General features: G+C 66.0%; 18 protein-coding genes. 1 reads left to right on the forward strand and 17 read right to left on the reverse strand.

Features of this window, described 5'->3' with window-relative positions; genetic code table 11:
- Positions 1-3: 3 nt before the first annotated feature.
- The 17 genes from ACAM54_RS16480 to glpD form a co-directional block, all read right to left on the reverse strand.
- Complete coding sequence (locus tag ACAM54_RS16480) at positions 4-912, reverse strand: ABC transporter ATP-binding protein (protein WP_369648277.1); 909 nt, start codon at positions 910-912, stop codon at positions 4-6.
- 353 nt (positions 913-1265) lie between these two features.
- The gene (locus ACAM54_RS16485; RefSeq protein ID WP_369648278.1) at positions 1266-2246 is read right to left on the reverse strand and encodes a BtrH N-terminal domain-containing protein; all 981 of its coding nucleotides are present in this window, start codon (positions 2244-2246) and stop codon (positions 1266-1268) included.
- The gene (locus ACAM54_RS16490) at positions 2243-2638 is read right to left on the reverse strand and encodes a hypothetical protein (RefSeq protein WP_369648279.1); all 396 of its coding nucleotides are present in this window, start codon (positions 2636-2638) and stop codon (positions 2243-2245) included. The genes ACAM54_RS16485 and ACAM54_RS16490 overlap by 4 nt, the downstream gene beginning before the upstream one ends.
- Before the next feature lie 35 nt (positions 2639-2673).
- Entirely contained in the window at positions 2674-3807 is a 1134-nt protein-coding gene (locus ACAM54_RS16495; RefSeq protein ID WP_369648280.1) for a beta-ketoacyl-ACP synthase III, read from the reverse strand.
- A complete protein-coding gene (locus ACAM54_RS16500; RefSeq protein WP_369648281.1) occupies positions 3797-4777 on the reverse strand; it encodes a dialkylrecorsinol condensing enzyme in 981 nt (326 codons plus the stop codon). Before ACAM54_RS16500 ends, ACAM54_RS16495 begins: the two co-directional genes overlap by 11 nt.
- Before the next feature lie 152 nt (positions 4778-4929).
- Positions 4930-6987: a DUF2235 domain-containing protein gene (locus ACAM54_RS16505; RefSeq protein ID WP_369648282.1), complete on the reverse strand. Its 2058-nt coding sequence runs from the start codon at positions 6985-6987 to the stop codon at positions 4930-4932.
- Positions 6984-7379, reverse strand: coding sequence for a DUF3304 domain-containing protein (locus ACAM54_RS16510; protein ID WP_369650991.1), 396 nt, complete (start codon positions 7377-7379; stop codon positions 6984-6986). The genes ACAM54_RS16505 and ACAM54_RS16510 overlap by 4 nt, the downstream gene beginning before the upstream one ends.
- Before the next feature lie 208 nt (positions 7380-7587).
- On the reverse strand, positions 7588-8115 hold the full coding sequence (locus tag ACAM54_RS16515) for a DUF3304 domain-containing protein (protein WP_369648283.1): 528 nt from the start codon (positions 8113-8115) through the stop codon (positions 7588-7590).
- 30 nt (positions 8116-8145) lie between these two features.
- Positions 8146-9033, reverse strand: coding sequence for a DUF4123 domain-containing protein (locus tag ACAM54_RS16520; protein WP_369648284.1), 888 nt, complete (start codon positions 9031-9033; stop codon positions 8146-8148).
- A gap of 5 nt (positions 9034-9038) precedes the next feature.
- The gene (locus ACAM54_RS16525) at positions 9039-11426 is read right to left on the reverse strand and encodes a type VI secretion system Vgr family protein (protein WP_369648285.1); all 2388 of its coding nucleotides are present in this window, start codon (positions 11424-11426) and stop codon (positions 9039-9041) included.
- A gap of 285 nt (positions 11427-11711) precedes the next feature.
- Positions 11712-13442: an ABC transporter substrate-binding protein gene (locus tag ACAM54_RS16530; RefSeq protein WP_145747296.1), complete on the reverse strand. Its 1731-nt coding sequence runs from the start codon at positions 13440-13442 to the stop codon at positions 11712-11714.
- A gap of 95 nt (positions 13443-13537) precedes the next feature.
- Positions 13538-13846, reverse strand: a complete 309-nt coding sequence (locus tag ACAM54_RS16535; RefSeq protein WP_145747295.1) for a DUF2160 domain-containing protein — start codon at positions 13844-13846, stop codon at positions 13538-13540.
- A 15-nt stretch (positions 13847-13861) separates the two neighbouring features.
- Positions 13862-14674 (reverse strand): carbohydrate ABC transporter permease, encoded by an 813-nt coding sequence (locus tag ACAM54_RS16540; protein ID WP_145747294.1) that lies wholly within the window; start codon positions 14672-14674, stop codon positions 13862-13864.
- A 310-nt stretch (positions 14675-14984) separates the two neighbouring features.
- Complete coding sequence (locus ACAM54_RS16545; RefSeq protein WP_369648286.1) at positions 14985-15875, reverse strand: carbohydrate ABC transporter permease; 891 nt, start codon at positions 15873-15875, stop codon at positions 14985-14987.
- Between the two features lie 145 nt (positions 15876-16020).
- Positions 16021-17091, reverse strand: a complete 1071-nt coding sequence (locus ACAM54_RS16550) for an ABC transporter ATP-binding protein (RefSeq protein WP_369648287.1) — start codon at positions 17089-17091, stop codon at positions 16021-16023.
- 1 nt (position 17092) lies between these two features.
- Positions 17093-18166 (reverse strand): ABC transporter ATP-binding protein, encoded by a 1074-nt coding sequence (locus ACAM54_RS16555; protein ID WP_369648288.1) that lies wholly within the window; start codon positions 18164-18166, stop codon positions 17093-17095.
- Positions 18166-19839: a glycerol-3-phosphate dehydrogenase gene (gene glpD, locus ACAM54_RS16560; RefSeq protein WP_369648289.1), complete on the reverse strand. Its 1674-nt coding sequence runs from the start codon at positions 19837-19839 to the stop codon at positions 18166-18168. The genes ACAM54_RS16555 and glpD overlap by 1 nt, the downstream gene beginning before the upstream one ends.
- A gap of 121 nt (positions 19840-19960) precedes the next feature.
- Here glpD and ACAM54_RS16565 point away from each other — a divergent pair, with 121 nt between their 5' ends.
- Positions 19961-20728: a DeoR/GlpR family DNA-binding transcription regulator gene (locus tag ACAM54_RS16565; protein ID WP_018907393.1), complete on the forward strand. Its 768-nt coding sequence runs from the start codon at positions 19961-19963 to the stop codon at positions 20726-20728.
- Positions 20729-20889: the final 161 nt, after the last annotated feature.

Raw genomic sequence — 20889 nt, forward strand, 5'->3', positions numbered from 1 at the left:
TCTTCAATCGCGCAGCGAGCGATGGGTGAGCGCCATGAAGAGCTGCTCGAGATCGTGGCGGCCGAACTCGGCGTGGCGCACCTCGATGCCTTCGGCTTCCAGGGCCGCCAGCACGGGACCGGGTCCGGTGCCTTCGCGCAGGTGGATGCGCCAGTGCACGCCGCCCTGCTCCACCGCACCGAAGCGCGAGAGCCTCTGCGCGTCGAGCCCGTCGGCCGCCAGCGTGAGCAGCATGGCGCTCTTCGACAGCAGCTGTTCGAGCGAGCCTTCGCGCAGCACGCGGCCATGGTCGAGGATGGCCACGCGGTCGGCAATGGCCTCGATCTCCTCCATGTAGTGCGAGGCATAGATCACCGCCGCGCCCTGCTGCGCCAGGCTCTTGATGGCGTCGAGGATGAAGGCGCGCGACTGCGGATCGACGCCCACCGTGGGCTCGTCGAACAGCATCAGCTCGGGCTCGGGCAACAAGGCGATGGCAAGGTTAAGGCGGCGCTTGAGGCCGCCCGAGAGCCGCTCGGCGCGCACGCCGGCAAATTGCTCGAGCTGGGCGAAGTGCGTACAGGCCTCGATGCGCGCCTTCCTGCGCGCACCGGCCAGGCCGCCCGCCGCGGCGAAGCATGCGAGGTTCTCGGCCACCGTGAGCATCGGATAGAAGGCCTGGTCCTGCGGCGCCACCGCGATGCGCGTGGGGGTCTTGGCGCGCACCTGCTGCAGCAGCTGGCCGTCGATGCGGATCTCGCCCGACTGCACCGCGAGCGCACCCGACAAGTGCGAGATCAGCGTGGTCTTGCCCGCGCCGTTGGGGCCGAGCAAACCCATCACGCAGCCTCGGGGCACCGCGAGCGAGACGCCGGCCAGCGCGGCGGCGTCGGCGTGCGGATAGCGGTGGCCGAGGTTCTTCAGTTCGAGCATCGGGCTGTCGCCTGGTCAGGGCGGTGTTGTTCTTGCCGCTCTTGTTCGGGGCGCTGTTGTTCAGGGCGCGTGCACAGGCCACCGGGTACTCCCCTCCGCGAATGTCCCCCGGCTTCGCCTCCTCCTTTATTTCGCTGCGGGGAGCACCCGATGCCCTGTGCACGAGGGCACGCTGCTGGTGCGCCGCTGATCAACGACCGCTCCGCATAACGCTCTCGTCGATGGGGTGCCTTGCGCAGCGAAATAAAGGAGGAGGCCGCAGGCCGGGGGACATTCGCGGAGCAAGGTACCCCGTCGGCGGGAGCGCGCCCTGAGTGTCCTTCCACGCGACGAACGGAAAAACAAGCCTTCATTCAGGCAACAGCGGCCTTGAGGTCGCGAAAGAAGGTTTCTTCCTGCTGCGCCTGCTCGCGCAGCTTGCCGGCCAGCGCCGCGGGATCGACCGGCTCGCGGCCCTTCACCATGCGCGCCGCCTTGAGCGCGAAGGCGCGCCAGCCATCGCCGATGGCGATCAGCCGCTCGGACATCTGCTGCAGCTGCGGCTTGTCGAGCAACTGCGCCGCCTCCTGCAGGAAGCCCGCGTAGATGAAGCGGAAGCCCGCCCCGCCCGTGCCGATTTCTTCCTGCATGCGCACCACGTGGCCGATGAAATCGACGCTGCGCGGATCGGACGGCGACAGCTTCTGCATGCGCCGGGCCAGCGTGCGCATGCCGCGCACGCCGACGATGGGGATCGGCGCGAGCATGGTGCGCACCGTCTTGCGGATCGCCTTGGTCACCGAGACCGCGTCAACCGTCTTGCGCTCGATGGCCTGCGGGTAGTACATGAGGCCCTTGGGCGCGAGCACGCCCTTGGCGAAGCGCGCACGCGAAAGATCGGCGCTGGCGCAGCGCACCGGCTCTTCGAACACCGGATCGCTGATCAGGTAGTCGTCGCCCTCCTTGCCGTACACCAGCAGGTTGTGCGCGTTGAAGTGGAAGCGCATGTTGGGCGGAAAGTACGGCAGCCAGTAGACCGAGGTCTGCAGCCCCACGATCTGCCCGCCCGCAAGCAGTGCATCGAGGCGCTGCGCGCCGGCCTCGGGGCTGCGGAAGGTCTCGAAGCGAAAGCGCGCGGCCATCGGCGCCAGGAGGCCCTTGATGATGGCCTTGGGCGGCATGCGGTACGAGATGAGCGGCAGGCCCGAGAGCTTGATGAAAGGCAGGTAGGCGAAGGACAGCGCCGACGACAGGCCGAGCGCCATGCTCTCTGTCATGGGCGCGCCGTGGTGGCGCATGAGGCTGGAGATGACGCCGCTTTCGCAATGCGCCGCTTGCTGGTGTTCGAATGTCACGGCAGGCCCTGCAAGGTGGAAACGGGAAGTCCCAGCGCCTCCGAATAGCGCGCCAGCTGCTTCGCGGACAGCGCTGCAAAGTGCTTCGGCTTCAGGTGGCGCCGCACGCGCCATTGCCAGAAGCCGCTGGTCTGCGAGAGCAGCGCCACGTCCATGCGGCGCTCGTACATCCAGTATTCGAGCGGCGACGCAAGCCCGCGGGCCACGCGCTCCCTGGCCTCGCGGGCCTGCTCGACGAGCACGTCGACCGCATGGCTGGTGACGATTTCCTCCGCCTCCCAGCCGCGCGAGCGCGTGGTGACCACGCGGCCCTGCGCGTCGCGCGCGTACATGAGCTTGGCGTGGCCGTCGAGCGTGGCGTTGCCTTCCTGCGGAACGGCATCGAGGTCCATGTCAGGCCTTCCGGCGAGTTGTGGCGTGGTTCATGTCACACGGCTTCCATGTAGATGAAGCCGCTCGAGAAGCGGCCGCTTTCGGGCACGAACATCAGCAGCTTGTGGCCGGGCTTGATGCGGCCCGAGCGGAACAGCTCGTCGAGCATGATGTAGGGCGATGCCGACCCGGTGTTGCCCTTGGTCGCAAGATTGCTGAACCAGCGCTCGCGCAGAATGCCAAAGCCCATCGACTCGAGGCAGCGGCTCACGGGCTCGACGAAATAGCCGGACGACAGGTGCGGCAGGAACCAGTCGACGTCGGCCGCCTTCAGGCCGCGCTTCTCGACGATGGCCGCCAGCGGCTCGCCCAGCGTGGCGCGCACGATGTTCTCGTTGAGCAGCCGCACGTCCTGCTTGACGGCGAAGGTCGACTCGCGCCGCCAGTCTTCGGGGTCGGTGCGCGCCCAGCCGTCGAGCCCGCCCTCGGCATTCTTGTCGGCGCCCGCGTACATGCACACCGGCAGTTCGTGCGCGGCGGAAGACAGGTCGATCCATTCCACGCGCAGCGACAGCGGGCCGCGCGGCTCGCGCTCGAGCAGCACCGCGCCGGCGCCGTCGGAAAGCATCCAGCGCAGGAAATCTTTCTCGAAGGCGAGTTCCGGCCGCTCCTCGAGCGCCTGGAGCTTGTGCTCGAGCTCGGCTTCGAAGCGGGAGCCGCGCATCACGGCCGAGGCCAGTTCCGAGCCGGTGGCCACCGCGCGCCGCGCGTCGCCCGAGCGCACCGAGAGCCAGGCATGCTTGAGCGCCGTGGTGCCCGCCAGGCAGATGCCCGCGCAAGCCACCACCTCCAGGCGCGGCCAACCGAGCTCGCCATGCACCATCACCGCGTGGTTGGGCATGAGCTGGTCGGGCAGCGAGGTGCCGGTGACGAGGCAATCCACCGGGCCGGTGTCGCCGAGCGCCCGGATGGCCTCGGCGGTGAGCTGCGCATTGCTCATGGCGAGCCGGCCGGTGGCCCGGTCGATTGCGTAGTGGCGCGACTGGATGCCGTTGCTGCGGAGAATCAGCCGCCGCGCGCGCGACGCCTTGCCGCCGATGCGGCCGAGGACGTCTTCGATGTCTTCATTGCTGACCGGGGAAAAGGGCAGGAAGGCGGCAGTGCGGGTCAGGAAGACTTCAGTCGTCATAGAGGGGGAAGCGGTCCGTGGCCGAGCCCGAAGGGCGTTCGAAGCTGGCTGTCATTTTAGTCAGCCACCCCTTGAACAGCGGCCGCAGCAGCGCCTGGAAGCTCAGGCTCACCGGCACGACCGTGACAATCAGCACGAGCAGGAACACCACGTAGAGCAGCAGCAGCGGCTTGCGCTGCCAGGCGCCGGGCCGGCCCGCCGCCATGATCAGCTTGCCCCAGAGGAAAAAGCTGCGCGTGCCGGCCTTTTCGCTGATGAGAAGCCGCGCATCGGCCCGCACCGCGCCCAGGCCCGCGAGCAGCGGCTGCGATCCGCGCTCCCGGTCGCCATGCAGCGCCTCGCGCAGCGCCCGGCCGAAACGGCCCGCGCCCCGGATCTGTGCGTCGCTCAGGCCGGCATCGGGCATGCCCCAGAAACCACGCTTGCGGCCCCAGATCAGCCAGGCCGGCGTGGTGAAGAAGGTGGCCAGCGTCGGGCCAGGATCGGTGAACACCACGTTGTCGATCAGGCGCGCGCCCGCCGCATCGAGCAGGCCCTTGAGCTTCTCGTGGGCCAGCAGCCACATGTTGCGGCAGGCAATGACCGTGACCACCGGCTTGCCCTCGAGCAGGCGCCGCGCCAGCGGATGCTTGAGAAAGGCGACGACCGGCTGCGACGGCGCCAGGAACCACACCTGGTACGGCAGGATGACGAGGTCGAAATCCTCGTCGCCAGCGAGCGAGAGCGGTGCCAGCGGCGGCGGCTTCATGTGAGCCGACTCCGGGAACGCGTCGAAGAAGGTCAGGAACGGCCACGGGAACGGAAAATCCGCCTCGGGGCGCAGGGTTTCGACGTGCACGGAGATCCCCGGGTCGGCCCTGAGCGGCGCGACGATCTGCTCGGCGACGCTGCCGAGCTGGCCGGTCTGCGAATAGTGGATCACCAGGACACGCTTGACGCGCGCGGCGGGGCTGGAAATGCTTGAGTTCACTTGCTGGGGCGAGGCGGGGGCCGTCGAATGTAAGCCAACCGTCGCACTGGCGCATCTGCCATTGGTCATGCCGTCGCGTCGATCCCACGGATGGACGAAAAAAACCGCCGGACATGGAGGCGGACGTTACCGCCGCACTCCCCTCCCCCGGGCTACCAAGGATTCGGATTGGCCCGCCTGTAGTTCTCCGATTCCATCCGCCACTGGGCCGTCTGCGTACGCAGTGCCTGGGCCTCGGCGATCTTCTTTTCGTTCGCCCTGACGACCATCCCGCGCAGGAAATCGTCGCCCCTGTTCCCCGCGTAGATGCGCCGGAACTTCGCCAGCCCAAAGCCGTTGGCCTCGAACTCGGGCATGCCGAAGCCGATGAAGCCCGCCATCGAGTCGTGCACAAAACTCGAGAAGAAGGCCGACACGTCCGCGGGCAGCGGCGTCGACCTCAGGCTTTCGAGCAGCAGCACCGGCTCGCGCTCGATGTCGGTGTCGTGCACCTCGGCCTGCTGGTTGTCGGCCAGCCATTTGCGCCACCTGGCCAGGTACGCCGGCGCCTGGCGGGCCAGCGCGGCGGCCCTGGCGTGCAGCTCGCCTTCCTTGAGCCGATCCATGCGCGCATCGGCCTTGCCGCCCAGTTCAGCGAGGGTCGCCACCGGGCTCAGCAACTGAACGCCCAGATCGAAGGCCAGCGGCTGCTTCAGGCGCTCGTCCTTGCTCCAGCTCCAGCGGCTGTCGCCGCTTTCGATGCGACGGTCGATTTCGGCCAGCACCGCCGCAATCACATGGATCAGCGCGCGCTGCGTGGCCTGCAGCCACTGCAGCTCGCCGTCGTAGTTCCTGCCCTTGTTGGGATGCCGGCTCGCGCGCGCCCACTCCGGCGAGGCCTGCAGCCCACGGTCCAGCAACTGCCAGCGGCAGGTGAAATAGTGGCCCATGTGCTGGCGGTGCATCTCCTCCACGGGGCCGGGCGTGATGGCCGCGGCCTTGTAGTAGGCGTGGAAGGCTTCGAGGGTGTCGGGGTGGGGAGCCAGTGCCTTGGCAACTTCAGCCTGCCCCATGTCGACCAGGCGGGCCGGCGTTTCAAACGGCACCCCCGCGATCATCGCCGCGCAATACATCTCGTAGCCCGGAATGCGCGCCAGCTGCCGGTCGTCCTCGGCCCAGTCGTTCTTGCCCAGGCACATCGGCATGTAGCCGCCGCCCACGTCGGAGTGCGAGCCGGGATACACGTACTCCCGCACGTTGGGCGGGTACCTGCCGTCGATGCGCACCGAGTCGAGCGGAAAACACGCGCGCACCTCGTGGCCCGCCACCAGGTGCAGGCACTGCTCCACGGCCGGGTGCACCTGCATGTTGTTCCAGGCCCAGCTCTGGCGGCCTTCGAACACGCTGTACAGGCCGGCCGCGCCGACCGAGGCCACGGTGTCGAAGATGCCGAGGAACTGCACGCGCAGCGGGATGCCGGCAAAGAGATAGCCGCCATCCTTGTGTTCGCAGATTTCGCAGAGCCAGTTGACGAAAGCCCGCGCCTCGGCCGCGCCACGCGAGAACCCGAAGACGCTGAGGTTGATCTGGGTGATCTCGGGCTTGCGGTTGACCAGTTGGGCCTTGAGCTTGGTCTGCCAGGTGTCCTTGAGCACCTTGCGTCGTTCCGAGCCGAAGGACGTCACGCCGCTGAGGTTGTTGGCCAGCGAGGAGGCCGTCTTGTTGTCGATGATGTTGGACTTGTAGGCATACCGACTGACGGCATTGAACACCCGCGTCAGCCCCCAGATGATCCGTGGCTCGCCATACCACGCACTGGTGGAGCCCAGCGTTTGCGAGATCTGGCCGCCGATGCCCTTGCCGTCGTCGCCGATTTCCTCGAAGGGCGTGCCCACGCCGGGAATGTAGTAGCGGTAGTAGCCAGTAGTGCCGGACGTGTATTCGCCCTCATTTTGGCCGGGGAACGCGTGATACAGCCGCACCACGTTGCTGTGCTTTTGCTGGCGCGGAGGACGTGGAGGCTTTTTATAGTCCGCATCTTCGTTGTTACCTGTCCCATCGAAGAACATGCCCACGAAGATGACGCCGGTGCAGCTTGGCCTCGAACTCACGGGGTTGGCAGCACACACCGCCTTGTCGCGCTGCAATATCTCGCGAGGTGTCAACGGACGCTCGCGGCTCCGGGTCAGCCCGAGTGCGGGGTTCAAAGCCGCATCGATGCTGTCGGTCATTCAGGCAGCCTCCCTTCCTTTTCGTATTCCAGCAGCTGTTTGCTGGTTTTCCAGGGGAGCTTGTCTTCCTCGCTCATGGGATAGCGGGGATGCTCAATCCCATAGTTGGAGACCACGACCTTCACCTTGTGATCTGGATAGAAATGCGCTTGAATATCTCCGGTACGCTTGGAGTACTCGGGGATTTCAACGATGGCTTCCTGAGGGGGTGGCGGTGATGGTGTTCCTGGGGCGCCAGACCCGTAGCTCCACTCGACTTTCACTTTCATACCCGGGCGCCAATGCACAAGTATGCTGGCGCAGCACGAAGATCCACCTCCCCCTGACCTCGGCGCTAAGTTAGGCCCCCCCGCACCATCGACTGTGAAGCTGAGGATGCTCCGATCGCTCATATGGTTGTATCCCTCCACCGACGCAGGGACCCTCTCATCGCCACAGCCGGCAAGCAGCGCGCATGCGCCTGCGACCAGCAAACCTAGCTTCTGCCTACGGGCAAGGCGGAAGTTCGATTTACCGATCTCTATAAATTCTCTGAGCAAGGTGTTCTCCGGGAGATGATTGGATTAAGTGCAGGGTTCATAGCTGCGTCGATGCTGTCGCTTATTCAGGAAGTCTCCCTTGTTTTTCGTATTCCAGCAGCTGTTTGCTGGTTTCCCAGGGAAGCTTGTCTTCGTCGCTCATGGGATAGCGGGGATGCTCGATCCCATAGGTCGCAACCACCACCTTCACCTTATGGTTGAGATAGAAGTGCGCCTGGATGCTGCCGGCTCTGGATGAGTACTCCGGAATTTCAATCTCCGCTTCCTGAGGAGGCGGAGGTGGAGGTGTTCCCTCGGCACCCGATCCGTAGCTCCACTCGACCTTTACCTTCATACCGGGTCGCCATCGCGCAGGGATGCTTGCGCAGCATGAGGACTTGCCACCGCCAGATTCGGGACCTATGTTCGGCCCTCCAGCACCATCGACTGTGAAGCTAAGGATGCTCCGATCGGTCATGTGGTTGTACCCCTCCACCGACGCCGGAACCCTCTCATCGCCACATCCGATCAGCAGCGCGCATGCGCCCAGGGCCAGCCCGCGCAACACTGCCCAGCTACAAAATCCGGTCCCCGCGTTGCTTCGCTTCATGGATTCGCCAGCCAGCGTTTCACCCACCGCTCATCCCAGCACGCCCGTCGCCAGCAGCGCGTCATCCATGGCGCCCGGCTGCCACCGCTTGTTGCGCAGCATCGCGAGCACGCGCGCGTCCGTTGTGCTTGTGCCGCGCGTTAAGCACGCGACCCGCAGCATGGCCACCTTGTCCTCGATGCGATCGACGCCATGCTGGCGGGCAATTTCCAGCACGTCGTCGACGATCTGGTACCAGCGGCTGGCGCGCATTTTTTCGGCTCCGGACCTCATGTCCGGCATCGATTCGCTGAGGTAGGCAATCATCGAATCCGGTTCGGCATACAGGGCCAGCTGGTCGACCTGGGCGTCGTCCAGCATGAGCGGCGCGCGTGCGGGCGCAACGCCGGCGGCCGGCATCGGCAGTTCGCGCAGGTCTCCCAGCCTGTCGATGTAGAGCCAGCGCGCCAGGAGCTGCGTCCATGCAGCCCATTGCGCCGGCTTGAGGAAGTACGCCAGAAGCGGCAGCGTTCGGGTGTCGGCCATGCGCAGCAGATAGCGCTCGCCGCTCTCGGTGCGCACCAGGTGCAGGCTGGACCAGTGCTGCGCGATGTCGTGCGCCGATGCCGGGCTGGAAATGACGCTCAGCATCGGCCGGCCGGAGCAGTGCGACAGCCACGGTGCGAGCCGCTCGGCAGCAACGGACACTGTGTCTCCGGGCTGGTGCAGCAGGATGAGCCTTGGCCCGCCCCGCGCAAGATCCAGCACCGGCTCCTGGCCGTAGCAATTGGCGCTTTCGTCGCGGTAGGTGACATCGACGCTGTGATTGTTGAAGGCGCTGTCGCAGAGCAGGTACCAGTGGTGGCCGGCCTCTTGCGTGACCTGCGCCAGCAGCGTATTGGCCATGTGCGGCGACATGGGGTCTTGTGCGAAGTCCATGGCGTTCAGACCTTCGCCAGCGGCGAGCCGCCTGCCAGCGCCTTTTTCAGGCAGTCCAGGCAAAGCGCGGTGGGCATGGGAGACGGAACCACGGGCAGGCTGTCCGGCCCCACGAAGCTGTGGCTGGCCGCATGCACGCGCGACTGGCCAGTGGTGCCATGCTCGATGCCATTCGCGTTCCACCGCGTGTAGCTGCCGCCGCCGCTGATCACGACCTCGTCCTTGCCCGTGATGGTGATCTGGTTGGACTCCATCTTGATGTTGAGCTTGGCCAATGCATTGATGCTGGCCTTCAATGCCGTGATGTCGATGTTGTCCTGCGCGGCGACGATGCGGATGCCGGCCTTCATGGCGAATGCACGGATCGCATCTTGTGCGGTGACAAGAAAGCTCTTGCCGGCGGCAATGCTGGTGTGCGCGCCGCTGGTGATGGCGGTGTGCTCGGCACTCTCGATGTGGGTGCTGCCGGCCGTGGTGGTCTGAATGCCCGCGGGACTGGCCAGCGTGAGGTGCGGTTCCTGGAATTCGGGGAAGAGGCCGTGCGCCTTGTCCCCGCCGCTGCCCTTGATGGAGTCGTTCTGCGCCTTCAGCGCCTTGGTCACTTCGTCCTGGTCGCCGGGCTCGTGCGCCTTGGCCGCTTGCGCGGCTTGACTCAGGCTTTCGTGCAGGTCGCGCCCCTCGGTGAGCCGGCCCACCGTCTCGCGCATGTCGGTGATGTGGCCCTGGGCGTTGGGACGCGCCTCGGTGCTCAACAGCAGACCCTGGCCGGCGCGCAGGACGCCGTGGCCGTCGGAGCGCAGCTCGGCGCCTTGGCCCCGGTCGTCCCGGCGGCCGGAGACATCGTCGATGCGGCCGATGTGTCCCAGGCTCAGGCTGGTGCTCTGGTGGTCGCTCTTGAGCTGGGCCTGCGCCTTGCCGTTCGTATCGTCAAGAGCCAGGTGGTTGCTCTTGCTGCCGCCGAGCTCGCGGCTGCGGATGCCCGTGAGCTGCTTTTGCTGGGGCAGCTGCCAGGCCGGCATCTCGTCGGCGTTGTGCACCCGGCCGGTGACGATCGGGTGGTCGGGGTCGCCGCTCAGAAAGTCGACGATGACCTCCTGCCCGATGCGCGGCAAGGCGGCTTCGCCGAAGGTGGCGCCGGCCCAGGTCGTGGACACGCGCACCCAGCAGCTCGAATTCTCGTTGCGCTGGCCAATGCGATCCCAGTGGAACTGAACCTTGACGCGCCCATATGCGTCAACCCAGATTTCTTCGCCGGCCGGGCCCACCACCACGGCGGTCTGCGGGCCGCGGGTGCGCGGCTTGGGCGTGCTGCGGCGCGGGCGCCAGGCGTAGCTGGTGGGCTGGGCCTCGAAGGCGAAACGCTGGACCGAGCCCTCGGACCCGGCCGCCCCTTCGCTGGCCTGCAGGTTTTCCTGCAACTCGTACGCCACGCTGATCAGCAGGTGCTCCCTGTTCTGGTCCGCGCGCGGATGGTGCGTGAGCGTGAAGGTGTGGCCCGGGGCGAGATCGCGCCGGTTGGCGTGGCCGCTGGCCCGGGCGTGTGCGCTCAGCTGTTCTTCGATGCGGATGCGCGCGCAAGCCTCGCCGTCGTGGTGCTGCGTGAAGCCGCCGGGCCATTGGTAGCGCTCGAAAGCGTCGTGATCGTGCCCCGATGGCATCTGCCGCAGGCTCGTGAGTTCGGCCCTTGGCTTCTCGAAGTCGTAGTCGTTGGTGTAGTGGTGGCCGGAGCGCACTTCTTCCGAGAATGCCCATTCGTAGATGCGCTCGCTGGGCGTCAGTCCGCCGGTCATGCCGGCCTTCTCGTGCGGGTGGTAGTGCACGGCCTCGCCACCGGGCAGCGGGCCGTGCGAAGTGGCGATGTCGTCGGCGAAGACCAGCACATGCTGCTCGGCCTCGTGGCGGAAGTAGTAGTAGATGCCTTCGTGCTCGCACAGGCGCGAGATGAAGTCGAAGTCGCTCTCGTGGTACTGCACGCAGTAGGTCCATGTGCGATAGCTGCGGCTCAGCCTGTGCTCGAGGGGATAACCGTAGTGCCCGAGCACGGCCATGACGATCTCGGGCACGGTCTGGTCCTGGAAGTTGCGGAAGTCGGAGCGGCGCGTGGCCAGCCAAAGCCAGGGCCGCAGGCGCATCCTGTAGAAAGCCTGGCGGTTGTCTTCGTGCGAAAGACCGAAGCGGGTGACAAGGCCGCCGAGGTAGCGCGGAGCGCCGCTCTCGGTTTCCATCACGACGGTGGCGGGCTGGCCAAGAAGAGCGGCGGGGTCGATCGCATTGCTGCCGCCCAGCAAGTCGACGTCGAAGACATATGGCTGGCTGAGCGTCTCTCGTCCGACCAGCCGATGGAATTGCAGTGCCGCGCCCAGCGGCGTCTGGAGGGTGACGCGGCGCTTCATGGCTGCCGCAGGCGTGCAGGCACGCCGTGAAGATTGTTGAACATGGGACTCCCTGAATGTGTCCTGCCGCTCCGGATACGGGCTGGCTTTTGTGCAGGGATTATGTAAGTCGATGTTCTTGCGGCGGAAGCACCCTAAAGTAGCAATTGGGAGCCGGACACCCGCCGTTTCAGTGCACAAATTCACGCGGCGGGTGATTGGCTGCGCAAAGGGCAGCGAAGAAAAAAAGGGCCGCACCCTACGGCGCGGCCCTTCGTCGGACGCTGTTCGGAAAGAAGCAGCCGCTCAGCGCGCCTTGCCTTCCTTCCAAGCCGTCAGCATCTTGCTGTATTCAATGGTCTCGCCCTTGGGCTTCTCGTTGGCCAGCTTCTTCCATGGAGCGTGCTGATCGCTGAGCCACTTGTTCGGATCGCCCTTGGCGTTGAGCTTGGGCGCGCAATGGGCCATGCCGGCGCGCTGCAGGCGGGCCATCACGTTGTCCATCTCGTCGGCCAGGTTGTCCATGGCCTTCTGCGGGGTCTTCTCGCCCGTGACGGCCTCGGCCACGTTCTTCCACCAGAGCTGCGCGAGCTTCGGATAGTCGGGCACGTTGGTGCCGGTGGGCGTCCACGCCACGCGGGCCGGGCTGCGGTAGAACTCGACCAGGCCGCCGAGCTTGGGCGCCAGGTCGGTCATGGCCTTGCTCTGGATGTCCGATTCGCGGATCGGGGTCAGGCCCACGATGGTCTTCTTGAGCGAGACGCTCTTGGACGTGACGAACTGGGCGTAGAGCCAGGCGGCCGCCGTCTTGTTGGCGTCATGGCCGTTGAAGAACGACCACGAACCCACGTCCTGGTAGCCGTTCTGCATGCCCTGCTTCCAGTACGGACCGTTGGGGCCGGGCGCCATGCGCCACTTGGGCGTGCCGTCCTCGTTCACCACGGGCAGGCCCTTCTTGGTCATGTCGGCCGTGAAGGCCGTGTACCAGAAGATCTGCTGCGCGATCTGGCCCTGCGCCGGCACCGGACCGGCTTCGCCGAAGGTCATGCCCATGGCTTCCTTGGGCGCGTACTTCTTCATCCAGTCGATGTACTTGGTGAGCGCGTACACGGCGGCCGGCGAATTGGTGGCGCCGCCGCGCGACACGGATGCACCCACGGGCGTGCACTTGTCGTCGGCCACGCGGATGCCCCACTCGTCGATCGGCATGCCGTTGGGGTTGCCGATGTCGGCGGTGCCGGCCATCGAGAGCCAGGCGTCGGTGAAGCGCCAGCCGAGCGACGGATCCTTCTTGCCGTAGTCCATGTGGCCGTAGATCGGCTTGCCGTCGATGGTCTTGACGTCGACGCTGAAGAACTCGGCGATGTCCTCGTAGGCGCTCCAGTTCAGCGGCACGCCCAGGTCGTAGCCGTACTTGGCCTTGAACTTGTCCTTCAGGTCCTTGCGGTCGAACAGGTCGGCGCGGAACCAGTAGAGGTTGGCAAACTGCTGGTCGGGCAGCTGGTAGAGCTTGCCGTCGGGCGCGGTGGTGAACTTGGTGCCGATGAAGTCCTTGATGTCCAGGCCCGGGTTGGTGAACTCCTTGCCCGCGCCGGCCATGTAGTCGGTCAGGTTCATCATCTTGCCGTAGCGGTAGTGCGTGCCGATCAGGTCGGAGTCGGAAATCCAGCCGTCATAGATCGACTTGCCCGACTGCATCGAGGTCTGCAGCTTCTCGACCACGTCGCCTTCCTGGATCAGATCGTGCTTCACCTTGATGCCGGTGATCTCCTCGAAGGCCTTGGCCAGCGTCTTCGATTCGTATTCATGCGTGGTGATGGTTTCCGACACCACCGAGATCTCTTTCACGCCCTTCGCCTGCAGCTTCTTGGCCGCATCGATGAACCATTTCATCTCGGCAGCCTGCTGGTCCTTGCTGAGCGTGGATGGCTGGAACTCGCTGTCGATCCATTTTTTGGCCTCGGGCTCTGCGGCCCATGCACCCTGCGCGGCGAACATCGCCGCTGCCATTGCCAATGCCGTGTAGCGCATCTTCATGAATGTGTCTCCTCGGTTGAAAGCTTCCCCGGTTTTTTCGATCGCGGCTCCGGGGAGGCGGAGAGCCGGTCGCGTCTGAAAAGAAATCGTCGGGCTCAGCCCTTGCGCATCACCAGCGCCAGAAGAAACATCGACAGCACGAAGCTGATCCAGATCGAGGGCTCGGCCTCCAGGCTCAGCCATTCCTGGAACTTGCCGGCCAGGCCGATGAAGACCAGGTTCACGTAGGCCGCGGCCAGCAGCCCGATGAAGAGCCGGTCGCCGCGCGTGGTGGCAATCGGCAGCCAGCCGCGCCGCATGGTGGTGGGCGACTTGAACTCCCACACCGTCATGCCGACCAGCATGAGTGCGATGCAGATGAAGAAAACGGCCACCGGGGTGGTCCAGACCATCCAGTCGAACATGTCTTTTGCCTCCTCTTAAACGCGGCCCATCGCGAAACCCTTGGCGATGTAGTGGCGCACGAACCAGATCACGATCGCACCGGGCACGATGGTGAGCACGCCCGCGGCGGCCAGCGTGGCCCAGTCCATGCCGGAGGCGCTCACGGTGCGGGTCATCGTCGCGACGATGGGCTTGGCGTTCACGCTGGTGAGCGTGCGCGCGAGCAGCAGCTCGACCCAGCTGAACATGAAGCAGAAGAACGCCGCCACGCCCACGCCGGCCTTGATGAGCGGCAGGAAGATCTTCACGAAGAAGCGCGGGAACGAGTAGCCGTCGATGTACGCCGTCTCGTCGATCTCGCGCGGAATGCCGCTCATGAAGCCTTCGAGGATCCACACTGCCAGCGGCACGTTGAACAGCAGGTGCGCGAGCGCCACGCCCAGGTGGGTGTCCATCAGGCCGACCGTGCTGTAGAGCTGGAAGAACGGCAGCAGGAACACGGCGGGCGGGGTCATGCGGTTGGTCAGCAGCCAGAAGAAGACGTGCTTGTCGCCCAGGAACGAATAGCGCGAGAACGCATAGGCCGCCGGCAGCGCCACGGTGAGCGAGATCACCGTGTTGATGGCCACGTAGATCAGGCTGTTGATGTAGCCCGAGTACCACGACTCGTCGGTAAAGATGCGCGCGTAGTTGGCCCAGGTGAGCTCGTGCGGAAAGAACGAGAAGCTGGAGACGATCTCCTCGTTCGTCTTGAAGCTCATGTTGACCATCCAGTAGATGGGCAGCAGCGCGAACAGGATGTACAGCACCAGGAAGATGCTGCGCTTGCGGAATCTCTTTTCGTTCATGTCGGTTGCTCCACGGCATGTTGCTTTTGTTCTTGGCGCTGTTGTTCGGGGCGCGTGCACAGGACACCGGGTACTCCCCTCCGCGAATGTCCCCCGCCCTTCGGGCTCGTCCTTGATTTCGCTGCGGGGAGCACCCGATGCCCTATGCACCAGGGCACGCTGCTGGTGTACGGCTGATCAACGACCGCTGCGCATAACGCTCCCGTCGATGGGGTGCCTTGCGCAGCGAAATAAAGGAGGAGCCGAAGGCGGGGGACATTCGCGGAGCAAGGTACCCCGTCGGCGGGAGCGCGCCCCGAAAAATGGCTGTTCATTTCTCCACCTCCGCTTCCTGCGTACCCACACGCTGCATCCAGTTGTAGAGCACGAAGCAGAACAACAGGATGATCAGGAAATAGATCAGCGAGAACGCGGCCGCCGGCCCCAGGTCGAACTGCCCCACGGCCTTCTGCGTGAGGTACTGGCTCAGGAAGGTGGTGGCATTGCCCGGCCCGCCGCCCGTGAGGACGAAAGGCTCGGTGTAGATCATGAAGCTGTCCATGAAGCGCAGCAGCACCGCGATCATCAGCACGCCGCGCATCTTCGGCAGCTGGATGTAGCGGAACACCGCGAACTTGCTCGCGCCGTCGATGCGAGCGGCCTGGTAGTAGGCGTCCGGAATCGAGCGCAGGCCGGCAAAGCACAGCAGCGCCACCAGCGGCGTCCAGTGCCACACGTCCATCACCAGCACCGTGAGCCAGGCATCCGCCGCACTGCCCGTGTAGTTGTAGTCGATGCCCAGCGTCTGCAGCGCATGGCCCAGCAGGCCGATGTCGGCGCGGCCGTAGATCTGCCAGATGGTGCCGACCACGTTCCACGGGATCAGCAGCGACAGCGCCACCACCACCAGCACCGCCGAAGACTTCCAGCCCTTGGCCGGCATCGACAGCGCCAGGCAGATGCCCAGCGGAATCTCCACCAGCAGCACGGAAAGCGAGAAGCCCAGCTGGCGCCACAGCGCCTGGTGCAGTTCGTCGTCGCGCATCACCGAGGCGAACCATTCGGTGCCGACGAACACGCGCCGGTCGGGCGAGATGATGTCCTGCACCGAATAGTTGACCACCGTCATCAGCGGCACGATGGCCGAGAAGGCCACGCAGATCAGCACCGGCAGCACGAGCCACCAGGCCTTTTGATTGATGGGCTTGTTGGTTGCGTTCATGGCTTGGCTCCTTCCCCTTCCGGGGGAAGGTGGGGATGGGGGCAGGCAGAGCGCCCGATGGGGGCGCCGCTTGCCCCCACCCCGGTCCTCCCCCGGGAGGGGAGGGAGAAAGACAAAGGCACCACGCTGCCTGTGATCGGGGGGTTCATGCCACCAGCTCCTCGTCCTTGTAGTAGCAGGTGTGGGTGTCGAGCACCCGCAGCCACACGGTGTCGCCCGCTGCCGGCGGCTGGTCGTCGGAATGCAGCCGCACCTTGACCACGCCGCCGTCGACCTCGGCGCTCAGCATGGCGTGCGTGCCGACGTCCTGCACCTGCTTCACCACGGCCGGCACGGCGCCGGCTGCGCCCGCATTCGACAGGCGCAGGTACTCGGGCCGGATGCCGATCTTGAGCGCGCCCTGCGGCAGTTCGCGCGTCGGCACGAGCGGCGTACCCGCCACCTCGAGCGCGCCGTTCGCGCTCTTCGCCGAAAGAAAATTCATGCCCGGCGAGCCGATGAAGTGGCCGACGAAGGTATGCGCCGGCCGTTCGAACAGCGCCTCGGCACTGCCCACCTGCACGGCCTTGCCGCGCGTCATGACCACAACCTCTTCGGCGAAGGTGAGCGCCTCGACCTGGTCGTGCGTGACGTAGATCAGCGTGAGCTTGAGCTCACGGTGGATCTGCTTGAGCTTGCGGCGCAGCTGCCACTTGAGATGCGGATCGATCACCGTCAGCGGCTCGTCGAACAGCACGGCCGAGACGTCGCTGCGCACCAGGCCGCGGCCGAGCGAGATCTTCTGCTTGGCATCGGCCGCAAGGCCCGAGGCACGCTGGTTCAGCTGGCCGCTCATGTCGAGCATCTCGGCGATCTCGCCCACGCGCTTCCTGATCTGGTCTTCGGGCACCTTGCGGTTGCGCAGCGGAAACGCGAGGTTCTCGGCCACGGTCATGGTGTCGTAGATCACCGGAAACTGGAACACCTGCGCGATGTTGCGTTCCTGCGGCGTGGCGCGCGTCATGTCGCGGCCATCGAAGGTCACCGTGCCCTGCGAAGGCACCAGCAGGCCCGAGATGATGTTGAGCATGGTCGTCTTGCCGCAGCCCGAGGGGCCGAGCAAGGCATAGGCGCCGCCATCGCGGAAGCTCATCTTGAGCGGCAGCAGCGCATAGTCGCTGTCCTGCTTCGGGTTGGGACGGTAGGCGTGGGCCAGGTCGAGATCGATGCGTGCCATGTCAGCTTCCTTTGCGCCAGGCTGGCGCGAGCGCCAGCTTTTCGCCGGCATCGAACACATAGGCTTGCGAGGCGCTGAAGTACAGCGTGATCGGCGTGCCCAGCTCGAAGCGGTGCACGCCGGTGAGCTGCGCCACCAGTTCGCCGACCGCCGTCTCGACGTGCACGAAGGTGTCGGAGCCCGAGATCTCGGCCAGTTCCACCTTGCCGGGCAAGGCGATGTCGCCCTCCCCCGCATTCACGTTCAATGCGCTCGCGCGCAAGCCCACCGTGACCGCGCCCGAAACGCTTTCAGGCACCGCCAGTGCCAGCGACGGGCCGCCCGCGAGCTGCACGCGGCCGGCCGTTGCGGTGCCGGCCAGCAGGTTCATCGGCGGATCGCTGAAGGCGCGCGCCACGCGCAGCGATTGCGGCGCATGGAACACCTCGGCGGTCGGGCCGTACTGCAGCAGCTCGCCCTCGTCCATCACGGCCGTGTAGCCGCCCAGCAGCAGCGCCTCGCCGGGTTCGGTAGTGGCGTAGATGACCGTCGAATCGCCGGTGGCGAACAGCTGCGTGAGCTCCTCGCGCAGGCCTTCGCGCAGCTTGTAGTCGAGGTTCACCAGCGGCTCATCGAGCAGCATCAGTGGTGCGTTCTTGGCCAGCGCGCGCGCCAGCGCCACGCGCTGCTGCTGCCCGCCCGACAGCTCGGCCGGCAGGCGGTCGAGGAACATGCCGATGTGCAGCTTGTCGGCCAGCGCCTTCACGCGGGCATCGATGTTCGCTTCGCCGCGCAGCCTGAGCGGCGAGGCGATGTTGTCGGCCACCGTGAGCGACGGATAGTTGATGAACTGCTGGTACACCATGGCGACGTTGCGCTCGCGCACCGGCATGCCGGTCACGTCCTTGCCATCGACCAGCACCTTGCCCGTGCTGGGCGTGTCGAGCCCTGCCATCAGGCGCATCAGGCTGGTCTTGCCGGCCTGGGTGGCGCCCAGCAGCACAGTGACCGCGCCGCTCTTGGGCGCGATGCTCTGCTCGTAGAGCCAGGTTTGCGCGCCGACCTTCTTGGTGACGCGCTCCAGAGTCAATTGCATCAGCGCTCCCCGTTGATCATGTAGCTGTTGTTGGTAGTGCGCGCCTGCAGCCAGGCGGCCACCTGCCGGCGCTCCTCGGCCGTGTAGCGCAGGCCGAGCTTCGACCGGCGCCAGAGCACGTCGTCGGCGCTCATGGCCCACTCGCTCTCTTGCAGGAAGCGCAGTTCGCGCTCGTGGAGCCCCGGCGCCACGGCCGCGCCCATGTCGGCCATGGACTGCGCATCGCCGAGCAGCTCGGCCACGCGTGCGCCGTAGGCACGTGCCAGCCGGCGCGCGAGCCGCGCGTCCAGCCATGCATGGCGCGCCTGCACCGCGGCCACGAAGCGCTCGAAATCGTCGTCGGGCCGCGTGGCGGCGCCGATCCATGCGGAAAGATCGCCGCCGGCCAGGAAGGCGCCATCGGTCCAGGGCGGGCGCTGCGCGCTCGACTGTCCGAGCATCTTGCCGACCTCGTCGGCCGCGTCCTCGGCCAGCTTGCGGAAGGTGGTGATCTTGCCGCCCCACACCGACAGCAGCGGCGCCGCCGTGGTGTTCGACTCGAGCATGTAGTCGCGCGTGACGGCCGACGGGTCGCCCGATGCATCGTCGAGCAGCGGGCGCACGCCCGAGTAGGTCCAGACCACGTCGGCCGGCTTGACCGGCTTCTCGAAATAGCGGCTCGCCTGCATGCAGAGGTAGGCGATTTCTTCCTCGGCGATGCGCGCCGCGCCGGGATCGTCGCCGTTCAGCTCGATGTCGGTGGTGCCGATCAGCGTGAACTCGTCCTGGTAGGGAATCGCGAAGATGATCCGCTTGTCGGGGTTCTGGAAGATGTAGGCATGGTCGTGCTCGAACAGGCGCGGCACCACGATGTGGCTGCCCTTGACCAGCCGCAGGTGCCGCGTGGCCAGCGGCTCGCCCTTGGCCGACTGCGCCACGCCGCGCAGGAACGATTCCGCCCACGGTCCCGCGGCATTGACCACGGCGCGCGCGCGCACCACGCGGATGCCGCCGTCGGCGGCTTCGAGCGTGGCGGTCCATCCATCGGCATCGCGCTGCGCATGCACGCAGCGGGTGCGCGTGAGCACCTCGGCGCCGCGCGCCCTGGCGTCGATGGCGTTGAGCACCACGAGCCGCGCGTCGTCGACCCAGCCGTCGGAATAGACGAAGCCGCGCTTGAACTGCGGCTTGAGCGGCGCGCCGGCGGCATGGCTGCGCAGGTCGATGCTGCGCGAGCCCGGCAGCACTTCGCGCCTGGCAAGGTGGTCGTACATGAACAGGCCGATGCGGATCATCCAGGCCGGCCGCATCGAAGGGTCGTGCGGCATCACGAAGCGCAGCGGCCACATGATGTGCGGCGCGCTCTTGAGCAGCACTTCGCGCTCCTGCAGCGCCTTGCGCACGAGCGAAAACTCGTAGTACTCCAGGTAGCGCAGGCCGCCGTGGATCAGCTTGGTGGATGACGACGAGGTGTGCGAGGCGAGATCGTCCTTCTCGCACAGCACCACGCGCCAGCCCCGGCCGGCCAGGTCGCGCGCAATGCCGCAGCCGTTGATGCCGCCGCCGACGATCAGCACGTCGCAATCGGTTGCCGGCGAAGGCGGATTGGAGGAGAAATCGCTCACAGAAGATGGGCCCGTTGGTTCATGACTTCGGTCACGGAAGGGCGCCATTGTATTTTCGTGTCTTTTCATTTGGATTCCTTTTGGCGCGATTTTCCTCCGAGTTTTCCCTTAGTAAGATTCGTTTTCGTTCGTTTTAAAGTGGCACGGCCTGTACTCTCTGGAGAGTCTTCCTGCTTTCCACGACGTCTCTGTGAACTCCAATCCGCGCCAGATCAATCTTCTCGATACCGTGCGCACGCGCGGCTCGGTCACCGTCGAGCAACTGGCCGACATGCTGGGCGTCACGCTGCAGACGGTGCGGCGCGACGTGCAGCGGCTGGCCGACCAGGGATTGCTCACGCGCTTTCATGGCGGCGTGCGCGTGCCGAGCTCCACCACCGAGAACATCGGCTACCAGCAGCGCGAAACGCTGCATGCAGAGGGCAAGGCGCGCATTGCGCGGCGCGTGGCCGAGCTGGTGCCCAACGACTGTTCGCTGATCCTCAACATCGGCACCACCACCGAAGCCATCGCCAAGGCGCTGCTGCGCCACACGGGCCTGCGCGTGATCACCAACAACCTGAACGTGGCGACCATCCTGAGCGGCAACACGTCGTGCGAGGTGATCGTGGCGGGCGGCTCGGTGCGACCGCGCGACCGCGCGATCGTGGGCGAGGCGACGATCGATTTCATCCGCCAGTTCAAGGTGGACATCGCGCTGATCGGCGTGTCGAGCATCGAGCCCGACGGATCGCTGCGCGACTTCGACCTGCGCGAGGTGAAGGTGGCGCAGACCATCATTGCGCAGGGGCGCGAGGTGTGGCTCGCGGCGGACGCGAGCAAGTTCAACCGGCCCGCGATGATCCAGCTGGGCACGCTGTCGCAGATCGACCGCCTCTTCACCGACGCGGAGCCGCCGGCGCCTTTTGCGGATCTGCTGCATGCGGCGCAGGTTCGGCTCGAGATTGCGCGCGATTGAAGATGGAACCTTGCTTCTCTTCTGTTGTGCGGTTGGCGCTGCGTTCAGGGCGCGCTCCCGCCGACGGGGTACCTTGCTCCGCGAATGTCCCCCGGGCTTCGCCCTCCTCCTTTATTTCGCTGCGCAAGGCACCCCATCGACGTGATCGTTGGACAGAGCGG

The sequence above is a fragment of the Variovorax sp. V93 genome (assembly GCF_041154485.1).
GTDB lineage: Bacteria > Pseudomonadota > Gammaproteobacteria > Burkholderiales > Burkholderiaceae_C > Variovorax > Variovorax beijingensis_A.

What these genes read in the sequence shown, in the direction of transcription:
- ACAM54_RS16490 (WP_369648279.1), bottom strand. Translation starts at nt 2,638, where the DNA reads ATGGACCTCGATGCCGTTCCGCAGGAAGGCAACGCCACGCTCGACGGC.
- ACAM54_RS16555 (WP_369648288.1), bottom strand. Translation starts at nt 18,166, where the DNA reads ATGCAATTGACTCTGGAGCGCGTCACCAAGAAGGTCGGCGCGCAAACC.
- ACAM54_RS16525 (WP_369648285.1), bottom strand. Translation starts at nt 11,426, where the DNA reads ATGAAGCGCCGCGTCACCCTCCAGACGCCGCTGGGCGCGGCACTGCAA.
- ACAM54_RS16545 (WP_369648286.1), bottom strand. Translation starts at nt 15,875, where the DNA reads ATGAACGCAACCAACAAGCCCATCAATCAAAAGGCCTGGTGGCTCGTG.
- ACAM54_RS16550 (WP_369648287.1), bottom strand. Translation starts at nt 17,091, where the DNA reads ATGGCACGCATCGATCTCGACCTGGCCCACGCCTACCGTCCCAACCCG.
- glpD (WP_369648289.1), bottom strand. Translation starts at nt 19,839, where the DNA reads ATGAAAAGACACGAAAATACAATGGCGCCCTTCCGTGACCGAAGTCAT.
- ACAM54_RS16540 (WP_145747294.1), bottom strand. Translation starts at nt 14,674, where the DNA reads ATGAACGAAAAGAGATTCCGCAAGCGCAGCATCTTCCTGGTGCTGTAC.
- ACAM54_RS16515 (WP_369648283.1), bottom strand. Translation starts at nt 8,115, where the DNA reads ATGAAGCGAAGCAACGCGGGGACCGGATTTTGTAGCTGGGCAGTGTTG.
- ACAM54_RS16510 (WP_369650991.1), bottom strand. Translation starts at nt 7,379, where the DNA reads ATGAGCGATCGGAGCATCCTCAGCTTCACAGTCGATGGTGCGGGGGGG.
- ACAM54_RS16480 (WP_369648277.1), bottom strand. Translation starts at nt 912, where the DNA reads ATGCTCGAACTGAAGAACCTCGGCCACCGCTATCCGCACGCCGACGCC.
- ACAM54_RS16505 (WP_369648282.1), bottom strand. Translation starts at nt 6,987, where the DNA reads ATGACCGACAGCATCGATGCGGCTTTGAACCCCGCACTCGGGCTGACC.
- ACAM54_RS16530 (WP_145747296.1), bottom strand. Translation starts at nt 13,442, where the DNA reads ATGAAGATGCGCTACACGGCATTGGCAATGGCAGCGGCGATGTTCGCC.
- ACAM54_RS16520 (WP_369648284.1), bottom strand. Translation starts at nt 9,033, where the DNA reads ATGGACTTCGCACAAGACCCCATGTCGCCGCACATGGCCAATACGCTG.
- ACAM54_RS16535 (WP_145747295.1), bottom strand. Translation starts at nt 13,846, where the DNA reads ATGTTCGACTGGATGGTCTGGACCACCCCGGTGGCCGTTTTCTTCATC.
- ACAM54_RS16495 (WP_369648280.1), bottom strand. Translation starts at nt 3,807, where the DNA reads ATGACGACTGAAGTCTTCCTGACCCGCACTGCCGCCTTCCTGCCCTTT.